At 39.5% G+C, this 12542-nt stretch carries 12 protein-coding genes; 7 read left to right on the plus strand and 5 right to left on the minus strand.

All coding sequences use genetic code 11. The annotated features are described in order from the left end of the window. Genes ACHFIY_RS07045 through ACHFIY_RS07055 form a run of 3 tightly spaced genes read right to left on the minus strand, consistent with a single transcriptional unit; the run spans position 1 to position 1684 of the window. A complete protein-coding gene (locus ACHFIY_RS07045; RefSeq protein WP_410845366.1) occupies positions 1 to 768 on the minus strand; it encodes a sensor histidine kinase in 768 nt (255 codons plus the stop codon). Then, entirely contained in the window at positions 756 to 1412 is a 657-nt protein-coding gene (locus ACHFIY_RS07050; protein WP_410845367.1) for a hypothetical protein, read from the minus strand. Before ACHFIY_RS07050 ends, ACHFIY_RS07045 begins: the two co-directional genes overlap by 13 nt. A 35-nt stretch (positions 1413 to 1447) precedes the next feature. Continuing rightward, a complete protein-coding gene (locus tag ACHFIY_RS07055) occupies positions 1448 to 1684 on the minus strand; it encodes a hypothetical protein (RefSeq protein ID WP_410845368.1) in 237 nt (78 codons plus the stop codon). A gap of 374 nt (positions 1685 to 2058) precedes the next feature. Between ACHFIY_RS07055 and ACHFIY_RS07060 the strand changes: the two genes are divergently transcribed. From ACHFIY_RS07060 to ACHFIY_RS07085, 6 genes are all read left to right on the plus strand, one after another. After that, positions 2059 to 2670: a phosphatase PAP2 family protein gene (locus tag ACHFIY_RS07060; RefSeq protein ID WP_410845369.1), complete on the plus strand. Its 612-nt coding sequence runs from the start codon at positions 2059 to 2061 to the stop codon at positions 2668 to 2670. Between the two features lie 167 nt (positions 2671 to 2837). Then, positions 2838 to 4292, plus strand: coding sequence for a hypothetical protein (locus ACHFIY_RS07065; protein ID WP_410845370.1), 1455 nt, complete (start codon positions 2838 to 2840; stop codon positions 4290 to 4292). Between the two features lie 253 nt (positions 4293 to 4545). Further along, positions 4546 to 5034 (plus strand): SET domain-containing protein-lysine N-methyltransferase, encoded by a 489-nt coding sequence (locus ACHFIY_RS07070; RefSeq protein ID WP_410845371.1) that lies wholly within the window; start codon positions 4546 to 4548, stop codon positions 5032 to 5034. Positions 5035 to 5049: 15 nt separating this feature from the next. Then, positions 5050 to 6174 carry a D-alanine--D-alanine ligase family protein gene (locus tag ACHFIY_RS07075; protein ID WP_410845372.1) on the plus strand — a complete coding sequence of 375 codons (1125 nt, stop codon included), beginning with the start codon at positions 5050 to 5052 and terminating at the stop codon, positions 6172 to 6174. A 123-nt stretch (positions 6175 to 6297) separates the two neighbouring features. Next, complete coding sequence (locus ACHFIY_RS07080; protein WP_410845373.1) at positions 6298 to 7785, plus strand: SET domain-containing protein-lysine N-methyltransferase; 1488 nt, start codon at positions 6298 to 6300, stop codon at positions 7783 to 7785. A gap of 121 nt (positions 7786 to 7906) precedes the next feature. Next, positions 7907 to 8779, plus strand: a complete 873-nt coding sequence (locus tag ACHFIY_RS07085) for an ABC transporter six-transmembrane domain-containing protein (RefSeq protein ID WP_410845374.1) — start codon at positions 7907 to 7909, stop codon at positions 8777 to 8779. Positions 8780 to 8795: 16 nt separating this feature from the next. Here the strand turns inward: ACHFIY_RS07085 and ACHFIY_RS07090 are convergent, their stop codons facing one another. Together ACHFIY_RS07090 and ACHFIY_RS07095 are read right to left on the minus strand one after the other, a co-directional pair. Next, complete coding sequence (locus tag ACHFIY_RS07090) at positions 8796 to 9653, minus strand: helix-turn-helix domain-containing protein (protein ID WP_410845375.1); 858 nt, start codon at positions 9651 to 9653, stop codon at positions 8796 to 8798. A 1047-nt stretch (positions 9654 to 10700) separates the two neighbouring features. Beyond that, complete coding sequence (locus tag ACHFIY_RS07095) at positions 10701 to 11171, minus strand: DUF1203 domain-containing protein (RefSeq protein WP_410845376.1); 471 nt, start codon at positions 11169 to 11171, stop codon at positions 10701 to 10703. A gap of 158 nt (positions 11172 to 11329) precedes the next feature. Here ACHFIY_RS07095 and ACHFIY_RS07100 point away from each other — a divergent pair, with 158 nt between their 5' ends. Beyond that, complete coding sequence (locus tag ACHFIY_RS07100) at positions 11330 to 11854, plus strand: DUF2480 family protein (protein ID WP_410845377.1); 525 nt, start codon at positions 11330 to 11332, stop codon at positions 11852 to 11854. Positions 11855 to 12542 lie beyond the last annotated feature (688 nt).

Raw genomic sequence — 12542 nt, forward strand, 5'->3', positions numbered from 1 at the left:
TTATTGCCTTGGTATGTTTAGCACAATGGATGTGCCTTTGTTCAATATGCTTGTTATAGCGGCTTTGCCGCCAATCATTGCCGCACGATTGGTTATGTTTTTCAATCCGAGGCCTTTTTTACTATCTGTGCTCAACTCAAAACCACAACCATTGTCATGTATGGCCAATATATTCTCTTGCTCTGATCCAGTTACAGTAATGTTAATATGGTTTGCCTGTGCATGTTTAATAATATTGTTCAGTGTTTCCTGTACTATCCGGTAAAGGATAATGGTTTTGTCTGCCGACAGATAAATAAAATCTGCCTCTGCGCTAAATTCAGTTGTGTATTTCCCTGTTTTTTCCAAAAGATTTAGTTCATGGCCAATAGATTCTATAATACCTACGGCCTGCACCCTGTCTGGGTCTAGGCTTTTGCTGATGTCCCTTAAATCTTCAATCGCTTTGTCTATCAAATCAATGCCTTGGTCTAGCCTTTCTTTTTCGGTTGTAGGTATGGTGCTTAGCTGCAAGCCGGCAAGGCTTAGTATCTGCCCTATATTGTCGTGTATCTCGCCGCTTATATTTTTCAAGGTTTGTTCCCTTATTTCTAGTTGTGCCTGCAATTTTTCCATGGCAAACCTTTTTAAAATGTCGGCTTTTTCTGCCTCGTATTTCCTGTAGCGCCTGTTGTAGGCAATAACAAAGAAAAAAACAAAGCCAAATATGCACAGCAGCAGTGCGGTACCCGCAAATACTATTTTTATGTCCTGACTTATGGTTTGCATCTTATAGCCTTAATGAAAAAGCTACAAGATAAGGCAAGAATTATATTTTGCAAATACCATAAATAAGAAATAGGCGCATTATAATTTGGATTATAGCTATTGCTTAACAAACTATAGGAAATAAAAATGAAAAATGACACTGAAAAATACAAAAACAAGCCAGATATTATCCAGAACATCCTGTTTTTCAATATGTCCTCATAGGCAGGCCCTATAAGTTTCTGTGCGTAGTAAGACAAGCATTTGATAATAACCCAAAGCGATGCCAGCCCAAATGTATCGCTGTTGAATGTGGGCGTTTTAATCCAGTTGCTAAAATCGAATGCAACAGCAATAAAAAATAGTACAATAAAAAGCCCATCAACTATCCTCGAATACACCGACCTGAGCAAAAAAGAAAAAAATTTTAATAGCAACAGGAAATAGGCAATACATGCTATGTGGTAAACAATTAAGTTGTTCCTTTCTTTTTTAAAATAGAACTGCACTTTCACCAGCAAGTTTGCAGTAACATTAAAAAAAAGCAATGCCACAATAAAGAAAATAAACCATAAAAAAGCCCCTTCCATTTTGGATTTCCTAAAGATAAGGTAAACCAAAACGGAGAAGGGGGCAATGGAGTCGAGGTAATCGAGAAAATTCAAAACCTTGTTGTTTTTAATTGTACAAAGTAACTACATTAACTACAACCTGGAGGCCAAGGGCATGCTGAAATAGTTTTGCCTAGCATAGTTTGGGCTGCGGCAGTTTTTTCTGGTTGGGCCTCTGCATCCACGATGTAGCCATGCAATGTTGGCACAATTACCCCTGTGCTTGAATTAAACCCAATTTCCATTGCAAAACTTTGGTCGCCCCCTACTTCTTCCAAAAAGGCTTTTAGTTCTGCTACGTTAATTACAAATTTCAAATCTGACATACAATTTGGTTTTTAAGCGTTATTTGTTAAACAATTAGTGCAAATAAATATACATTTATTCATTGCTTTGAAGAAAAAAATATTTGCAATGAATAGATATATACAAATTTAACTTGTTGAAAATCAATTGAATAAGCATTTGTTTCTTGTAAAATACCGTGAAATAACCGTATAGTATTACCGTGAAACAACGGAGTATGGGTGATAAATAAACATTATACAAGACAAGGTAATTTGGTGGGGTGCATAAAAGCTTTTTACTTGGGTGGTGTACCTGCTAACCTTTACAGGGTTCGGAACCCTATAAAGATTTTGAAACCTGCGAAAAACTTTTTTGCACCCTTATAAATTGTACATTATATTGCCATCTATCCATGCAGCAACTGTATTTAACCAATTTTAAAATAGCAGCTATTATTACAGCCACTCTAGCTGTAATAATATTGGTATTGTCTTTTATTATTGGCAACCAGCCATTGTTCCTATACTTAAATGGCGATGGAGGCAAGGCCGCAGACTTCTTTTTTAAATGGGTAACCCAGCTTGGCGAGACCATCCCTTGGGTTACTGCATTGCTGTTGATGCTAAAGTGGCGCAAACAATACTTGCTGCTGTTGGTGTATAGCTTTGTTGTTTCCACCATTTTGGCGCAAGGCATCAAAAACCTGTTGCCTGTGCAGCCACGACCTACCAAGGCCATTGCCAACCTGCAACTGGTGCATGTGGTACAGGGGGTAGATTTACATCAGTTTTTCAGCTTCCCTTCTGGGCATACCACCACTGCATTTACTGTTTTTTTTATAGCTTGCCTGTGCATCAGGCAAAAATGGGTGCTGCCAGTTGGGTTTGTGTATGCTTTGCTGGTGGGCTATTCCCGCATATATCTTGCACAGCATTTCCCAAGGGACGTGGCGGGGGGTATGCTAATCGCAATAATAACAGTATACATAAGTTTGAGGTTGAGTGCAAAGAAAATTACTGTTTAGCCGAATGTTAAGCAATTTGCCACGAAGGCACGAAAACGCAAAGGGGCACAAAGTTTTAAGGGAAGAAGCAAAAAAAATAAAATGAAGAAAAGAATTCTTTTTTTCATTTTCCTTCGTGCTGCTTTGAGCCCTCGTGTCTTTGTGGCTAAATAATAAATTAAAACATTATGCGCAAATATTATGGGGTAAAGGCAGTATTCTTTTTTTCATTTGTATGTATTGCGTTGTTCATTTACAACCCCTTTGCCCTTTATTTCCTCAATGACGACATGGTGCACTTGCCATTGAGCAGCCAAGGGGTTATGTTCCAGCACCATTCCTTCCGCCCAGTGCACGACTTGCTGCTATGCGTAGAATATAAATGGTGGGGCATAAATGCCCTAGGATATCACTTGATTCAGTGGGGCATCCATGCTGCTTGCTCTTTATTGATATACCCATTCGCCTTCGCTTTGTTTAGCCAATACAGCAACCTTGTATACAAGCGTATAGTGCTTGCTAGCCTGTTTTCCGCAGCTTTGTTTTCGGTATATGCTTTTCATTCCGAGTCAGTATTATGGCTGCTAGGTTCTGGCGCATCCTTGGCCACCGTGTTCTTTTTGCTCTCTGCCGTTACATATATAAAGCGGAGAGAGGGTCTTTTGTACTTTATCCTATCACTTCTCTGTTTTCAAATAGGGTTGTTTACCTATGAAGCTATCTGGGCTGCACCCCTTTTTGTTTTTTTATTGTCGTGGGCTAGTGTAAATAATAAAACCACCCAATGGAAAAAAGAATGGGTTTATTCCGCCATTTACTTTGCTTCATTTTTTGCTAACCTCGTTTTGAGGAAAATAATATTAGGGGAATTAGGCGGCAGTTATGGCGATGACCAATTGTTTGTATGCAATATTAAAAAACTTACCTACAACGGACTTTGCCTTTTTACCCGGAGTTTTGTGCCGCCAAGCATTTCTGCACCCGTTTTCATGGGTTGCCTAGCTTTGGCAATAATTGTTTTATTTGTTGTTTGCCGGAAAATATATTTGCTTAAATCTTTTGATAGCTTATTGGGAATTTTGTTTATTTCCTTTTGTTGTGCACTATTGCCTGTTATTACGCTGGGCATCAGCACCCACTCCCGTGAATCGGAGCGTTTTTTGTACCTCCCTTCTGTTTTCCTTTGTATGTTGATGGTTTACAGTTTGCTAAAAATGGCACTATCACCATTAAAACTATCGGTGTACTTAGTTGGTCTATTGCTTTACAATAGCTATTTCACCTATACCAATGCGCGAGACTATGGCGTGGCGGGCAGCATTTCAAAAACTTTTTATGCCCATTTCGCAAGCGAGAAAGGCAATAAAGACACCATCATACTAACCAATTTCCCACGGCAGTTCCGTGGGCTGCCATTGTTCAGGGTTGGCTTTAAGGAAGGTATTGCCTGGCTCTATCAAATAGACACATCTAAAATATATATTCCTGCCGAGCAGGAAATACAAGCAAAGCCTGCTTATAGCTTTGCTTTAGCAAAAAAAGATTTTAGATTTAATGTAGCCGAAAACAAGCTAGCCAATAAAAAGGAGCTTACACTTGTGTTTGATAGCAGTTATTTTTATATGGTTGATTATGCAAAATAAAAAGAGTCTAACAACAAAGCGCATAAGTGTTTTCACAAGGTACAGTAGGTAAAATACTCAATATTTAGGTAATACGTTACAAAAGTGCAAATCTTTTGTTCCTCTTCGATACATTTTACTCCTTGTGTACCTTGTGTTTCTTATTCCTTGTGCCCTTTGTGGTTAAACACTTTTTTATAAAATTATCATAACGTTTGCCATCCTGCTGCTTATCTAGTTAAACCAATATACTTTCAATCCCTCATATTAACGTATGCTTACATTAGAAAAAAAGTACAAGGTTGTCAGCACCCACGGGTTTGCTGAAATAGTGTTAGACACAGTCACCAACCAACAATCGTTGTTTACAAAAAAGGCTTTTGCGGCAAACGAAGACATCATTTCTTTTCGTGCGGCAAAAGTGGTGCAGCAGCCAAGCTACCTTACGGTGCAAACGGGCATTGGCAAGCACATCATACTGGAACCCGTGTTTTTGCAATACATCAACCACAGTTGCGAGCCAAATGTTTTTTTCGACACCACAGCCATGCAGTTGGTTTGCATAAAACCAATTGAGCAGGGTGATGAATTGCGTTTTTTCTACCCTTCCTCTGAGTGGGAAATGGAAACCCCTTTTGTATGCAATTGCGGTACGCCATCGTGCTTGGGTCTAATTCAAGGAGCTTCGTTTCTTAGCAATGAAATTACTGCCAAGTACCGATTTACCGATTTTATAAAGAAACAGTTGCAGGAAAGGAAGTAAAAGCAAATGCCACTTATGACTTATGACTTACGACTCACGACTTATAACTTAAAAGCCTTCGTCCTTGCCCCTTACTTGCAAACGGGCGATGCCCATATAGATTACTACTACGATTTCACGCAAAGCATAGCCGAATACACGGCCGTGTTTGCAGAACTGGGCATTGATTGGCAATGGCAAGAAGTAACCACAGAAAATTATACATCGGTGATTGATACCATTGTGGGTGATCAAAAAGCAGGCAATGTTTTTCCCATTGTGCTAAACCTCTGCGACGGGGATGAGGTAAACGGAACGCCGGGTATTTCCGTAATCAATTACTTAAACAAAAAAGGCTTAGTTTATACAGGTGCCGATGCTACGTTTTATGATATTACTACTTCTAAAATAGCGATGAAAAAGGCTTTTGACACTGCTAAAGTAGCAACGCCAAAGTGGAAAGCCATTTACACAGCAAACGAAAACCATGACACTATTTTTGAAGATTTGGGCAGCCCCATTATGGTGAAACCTGCCGTGGCAGGTGGCAGCATGGGGGTGGGGGTTAATAACGTAGTGGCAAGCCAAGAAGCATTTGCCATGCAGCTACACAGGATGTTTGAAGGCTACCGTGGCTGGCAGCTAACCAGCGGCGGCATAGTGGCAGAATCGTTTATAAACGGGGACGAGTTTACTGTTTTTTTGGTAGGCAATCATTTGTATAAGGAAGAAGCTATTATTTATCCCTCGGTGAAAAGGGTGTTCCACCATAGCCTGCCCGAAGTGGAAAAATTCTTGTCGTTCGACCGCCTTTGGGAGATATATGAGGAAGAAACAGCAATGCCCAACAACGATTATTTTTATGAGTATGCTTTGCCAGACAGCCATTTGGAACCAGCAATACAGCAAATAGCATGGGATGCTTTTGTTGCTGTGAAAGGCACAGGCTATGCCCGCATAGACATAAGGCAGGACAAGGCAACTGACAAGCTATATGTGCTGGAGGTAAATGCACAGTGCGGCATCAGCAAAGACGAGGACTATACCAGCATTGGTGCTATCTTGAAATTTGCAAACGTTAGCTTTACAGAGTTGGTAGCAAGGATACTGAATAACAATAACAAGCAATTTTGCGTGGTAGAAATATCGTCTGAACCATGATTTATACGGATGATTTAAATGATTAGAATGATTAGGGGTACTACATAAATTCCCTTTAATCCCCCTAATCCCATAAATCATGGTTCAGACAATTCCTAATTCTTAATTCCTAATTCCTAATTAATGCATGTCTGCGTCCTCCTCCCCGACTATTCCACCAGCAACGTGGATTACCAGCATTACGACCCACCACGGGATTTGTCCGTTTTGCTGCCGGGCGATGTGGTGGATACCGTTTTTTTAAACAAGCTCACCACTTACAAACAACTGAAAGCCTTGCAGCAAAAGGGCTACGATATTTTCGTGAACCTATGCGAAGGCTACTTGGAATGGGAAGTTCCCTCTATTGATGTCATTTATACACTGGAATTGCTCAACCTGCCATTTACCGGGCCAACCACTTTGCTTTACGACCCGCCTAAGGAATTGATGAAATATGTGGCTTATTGTGCAGGTGTAGCAACGCCAGCTTATTTATTAGTTACTGATGTTGAACAAATAGAAAATGGGCTGCATTCTTGCCTCTCTCCTTCGGTTTTGCCCCTTCCTTTTCCTGCTCCCACTCCCCTTGGAGAGGGTTGGGGTGAGGTCTTACCATCCCTTCACTTCCCCTTATTTGTAAAACCAGCAAAAGCTGGCGATAGCCTTGGTATTGACACGTTTTCATTGGTAAATGACAAGCAGCAGTTGCAAGCCAAGGTAGCATTGCTGCTACAGGAATATGACGAATTATTAGTAGAAGAATACATAGCAGGCAGGGAATTTACCGTTATGATTGCCGCCAATGCCGATGGCAAAACCTGCACTACCTTTAAACCCGTGGAATATATTTTCCCGGAAGGTGATAGTTTTAAAACCTATTCCTTAAAAACAAGTGTCTTGCACCCAAATGCAAATATCCCTTGCAATGATATAGAGGTAGAACAATCATTAAGGGATGCGGCAACTGCCATATTCAAAGGGTTTAATGGCGTGGGCTATGCCCGGCTCGATTTTAGGATGGATGCAGCAGGCAAGCTATATTTCCTAGAAATTAATTTTACCTGCTCGGTCTTTTATACCAATGGCTACGAAGGCTCGGCAGATTATATCTTGCAGCACGATGGATATGGGCAGCAGCGTTTTTTGCAGCATATTATTGCCGAGGGCATGGCACGCCACCAAAGGAAGCAGCAAAAATTTGCCGTGAAAGGCAATGCCATTGCAGGCTATGGCATTTTTGCCACGCAAGCCATTGCTGCAAAGGGCTTGGTTTTTGAGGGGGAAGGAAAAGCACAGCGTATTGTTACTAAAAGTTTTGTTGACAAGCATTGGAGCGAGGCCGAAAAAAAGGTCTTTGGGCAGTATGCCTACCCAATAGGTGGTGATGTATATGTATTGTGGAGCGATAACCCATCTGAATGGGCGCCACAAAACCATAGTTGCAATGCCAACACGGCCTATGAAGGGCTGAATGCATATGCCACAAGGGATATTGCAAAAGGGGAAGAGCTTACGTTGGATTACAGTACTTTCCTTGACAGCACCATGGAACCCTTCCAATGCACTTGCGGATCTGCTAATTGCAAGGGGCTTGTTCAAGGAAGAATGTTGGAGGCAGCGAGGCAATAGGCAAGGGGGCAAAGAGAAATCGTGCAATTGTTCGACCCTTTTTACTTAACTCCTTCGTGCCTCTTTGTGCTTTCGTGCCTTTGTGGCAAAAAAATCGCAAACGTAAAACGTACAACTCACCATGTCCAAGTCCCGTTTTCATGTACTCAAACATATTATAGCGCAGCACAAATACCAGTTGCTGCTTACCTATACTTTGTTTACCATAGAGATGGTGGGCTTGCTTCTGCGGCCATATTTCTTGGGCAAAGCGGTAGATGGCCTTATTGCGGGTAACTACCGGGGGCTTGTTTACCTGGCAGCCTCGCATTTTGTATGGCTGGTGGCTGGCACTATCCGCCACAGCTACGACACACGCACTTATACCGCCATTTATACCACCTTAGTTAAGGGGCTATTGGCCAAAAAATATGGCAAGGAAGAAGTGTCTAAACTAAGTGCCCATAGCACGCTTGCCCGGGAATTTGTAGATTTCCTAGAATTTGACCTGAACTATGTGGCAGAGGCCGCCTACAACCTTTTAGGATCATTGGCCATGCTGTTTTTTTACAATAAAAAAGTAGTGTTGATTTGCTTAGTTATACTTGTACCAGTAATGATTGCCAGCTATTTTTACGGCAAGCGTATGCAACGACTTACGCTTGAAAAAAACGACGAGCTGGAAAAGCAAGTAGAAATTATTAGCACACACAACCTAAGTGCCATAGCTGCACACTATGCCAGCCTACGCAAATGGCAAGTAAAAATATCGGACAACGAAGCATGGAACTTTGGGTTTATGGAGCTGATGGTGCTGGTGGTTATTGTATTGTCGCTATTGGTTACCATCAATGGCACAGCCCATGTAGCCGTGATGCCAGGGGCTATTATTGGCATTTACAACTATGTGCTAAAGTTTGCCACGGGGCTAGACACCATCCCATACACCGTGCAAAGGCTAACCAGCCTGAAAGACATCAGCGGCCGCATTTCTTTTGACGATATAGAGGAATAAAAAATAAAATTGGCACCTACTCAATCATCAATTTGTAACCCCTCCCATGTACGTTAATAAATTTAATGGAGCTATCGTCGCTTAATTTCTTACGTAACTTAGACACCAATACATCAACATTCCTACTTATAACAACTATACCTTCATCTTCCCAAATTTCTTTCATCAGCTTTTCCCTTTCTACTATTTGATTTATATTTTCTGCAAATATTTTCAGTGCTTTTGATTCTTTTTCGGAAAGCGTGATACTTCTATCCTCAATTTTAAGAACATTATTATCTGTATAAAACCTAAAATTTCCTAACTGTATACAATCATTATTATCAAGGATTGTTTCTTTTTCTTCTTTTTTCCGAAATTGATTTTTCACATAAAAACCAACAATACCCAAAGGAATAATCAATAGCAACAACCAAAAGAAATTAAATTGAGTTGTTTTCAAAAAATCAATCTCAATAACATAACAACCAGCCTCCAGCCTACGACCCTTGCAGGGTGTTAAATTGCCTGTTTGTCTATTACTTTCGAATGCAAATACTGTTTCTTTTTGTTCACAATTCCTCAAATTCAATATATAATCTTTTGCTAGCGCATTTTTTTGAAATGTTCGTTGAACTAAATTGATGAGTGTATCTGAAATAAAACCAACATCATTTTGAAAGGAAATCTGGTATGTATTTTCTTTTAATTTCTTAATCGGCAGCACTCGGGATGAAGAATCTTTACCCGTAAGTAAAAGCTGATGTCCTATATTACATAATACTACTTCCAAATGCTTCTCAGGAATTTCATTTTTATTATTGAAAAATGCAACAGCAGCGATCAGCATACCAATGAATAGTATTGAAGATGCGAACAGCATAAATGGCTTCATGCGTGCAAAATAATCTATTGCACCACAGTTTTCGGAGGTTTTACAAACGTTTTACATCTCATTTACAAGTTTTTACTATTCAAAAGCTTCAGGGTAGTTAACGCCGGATACCTTTACTTTATTGTTTCACTAAATCAATTAAGTAATAAGCCATAATTATCTTAATATAATTCTAAGAGGATTTCGTTCTTGCCCCTCTCCTTCGGAGAGAGGTTGGGGTGAGGTCTCTAAAATAAATAGTATTAACTTAATTATGTCTGCATACTTAAAGGCATGAATGTCATCAATTACCTTGTTAGCGATTATTGTAGGACGTCACTTAAACATCGAACATTCATTAGAAATGAAACTGACGACTTTAAAATTTGGACTTCTGATTTTCGGCTGCAATGGAGACTATTAAAGTAATTTTTGCTGAATAAACTTTAAAAGACAATAAACTATATTATTAATTAGAGTTCATATCAATTAGAAGCCTTACAGTCCCGTGCGAAATAAAAACCTGAAAAAATCGTTTATATCTGTATTGGAATAGGTATGTACGAAAAGTGGAAGATTTTTAGGGTTGCTTCCCTAGGTGAGGGCCATGGTAGGGCATGCTGTAGGAAGCACAAAAAGGTACAGGATTGTTAAAGATGAGTGCAGGTTGAGAAAAAACAAATACCCTTACAAGTTATTTGCTAGTTGTGCCGCTTTGCAAAACTTTAAGGTCGGAAGGAAACCGGTTAAATAACCTGTAATTAAACTGACATAAACGCTACTAAATTCAATGCTCTAATGATTTATATATCTGTCTGGCGATAATTCTTGAATATCAAATTCGTTATTTCCCTTTTCTAGATAGTAAAATTTTGTCAAGTTTAAAAGCATTGGCGGAATGGGGCTACAATAGGCAATTTAAATTTCCTTTACCCCACTTTACCTTGCCAAAACTTGTCTAACTGGTGAAGATAAACCTGTCTTTGTTTTTCCAAAATTTCAATTATCTCCATGGCTAAGATTTGTAAATAGATTCATTTAAACTTTTGCTGGGCTTGCTAAATAAACTTAACAAGCCCTTTCTACTACGCAATTATAACAACTAGGTTTTGCATTATGGATGTGGATATAATTGATTTCTTCATTTTCAAAAATCTTGGTAATTTGTTCTTTTAAGTTGTTTCCTTCCGTAACCGATGCGGCTAGCATCATGCCCTTTTTATCATAGCCACGCAACGAAAGTAGCCGATGGTTAAGCATTTTGGGGATTTCGTTTTTGCCCAAGGATGCTGTTTTTGCAATCTTCCTCACGAATATGGGCCCGTTTGCTTGGTAAGGCGAATTTGCCTTATGGTGTTGGTAGGGCAATAAAATAACTTCTTCGCCTATTGCTGCATCTTCCAAGCTTACCCTGCAAGGAAACCCAGGAAACTCGTTTGCCGTCATTCTTATAGCACCTATCTTTTCTAATGCTAAATAGTCTAGCTTGAAAAGATTAGCAAATTCATTGTCGCTCAGTGATTTTATTTGGAAGTCCATTGTCTTGTTGTTTATGCAAAAGTCGAGTTTGGGAAACTGAGTTTAAAACCGAATCTTGCTATGTTTTGTTTTTCCGACACCCTTTTACTGCTATCGAAAACAAAACTGCTGGTATAGCTGTACTTTTATACTTATCGGGTTAAAAACAATTATTGAACATGGAAGCAATTATCACCAATAAAGTAGCAGAAAGCGGCATTGTAACATTGAATCTGGAGGAATTTTACCCAAAAGGTGAAATAACCACTTTCGACCTAAAGGAATACCTGTTCATGGGCTTGATACTGAAAGAGAAAGATTATAGGGCTGCTTTGCAAACAACAGACTGGTCAAAATACCAAGATAAATATGTGGCCATTACCTGTACCGCCGATGCCATTATACCCATGTGGGCATATATGCTAGCTGCCAACTACCTGCAACCTATAGCAAAAGATGTTTCCTTTGGCAATGAGGCACAATTGGTTACCAATATCATCACAAAAAACCTAGCAAGTTTTGACGGCGAGGCATACGCAGACAAGAGGGTAGTGGTAAAAGGCTGCGGCGAGATAGCCATACCCGAAACTGCTTATGTGGAAATTACAGCAAAACTGCGCCCCTTTGCCAAAAGCATAATGTATGGCGAGCCTTGCAGCACCGTGCCTATTTATAAGAAGACATCAGGCAAGCTTCGCTTTTAAATTTTCATAACTCATAATCCATAATTCAAAATTCCCCCACCATGGGGGAAATTTTGGATGCTCATGGGGGCATATTTCCCCCATATAGGATTTTTATTTTGGGCTATATATTTTTCCATCCCAACTTTACATTAAAACAGCAACTAGCCACATTAGCTTTAGCTCCTTCACCAGCTGGTATATCACAAGGGGAAATGATAATTCACCATCAAAATCTTATCAGTTTCTTATCAATAAATTATTATTCCATTATCAATAAACTATCATTTTACTATCAATAAACTATCATAAAATTCATATAAATTATCATAAAAAACGAGGCTGAAAAAACATAAATAACTGAATATCAATGAGTTATAGGCAAAAAGATAGATTCTAAAAAAATAAATCACGGAAAAAGAAGAAAAAAATCCATTTCAAATATTCGCTTAGTTCTTATTATTCCCTCTTTTGTTCTTGCTCCATCTCCTTTCGGAGATAACTGGGGAGGGGTTGAGATTTAAATGCTGCTATTACCATCAATTATGTATGTTTTCTAATGGTCGGTTTCCTCACCTACCATTAGAAAAAATTGCACAATATCCCAGCTCCCTCACGCTGGGCAAAATGTTAGCGCAGCGCATCTCGCCTTACAGATAAGTGTGACTTCTTCGTGATCAATTGTCAATTCCTTTTACGCTATTTATTT

The organism is Parasediminibacterium schistidii, assembly GCF_046546515.1.
Classification (GTDB): Bacteria; Bacteroidota; Bacteroidia; order Chitinophagales; family Chitinophagaceae; genus Parasediminibacterium.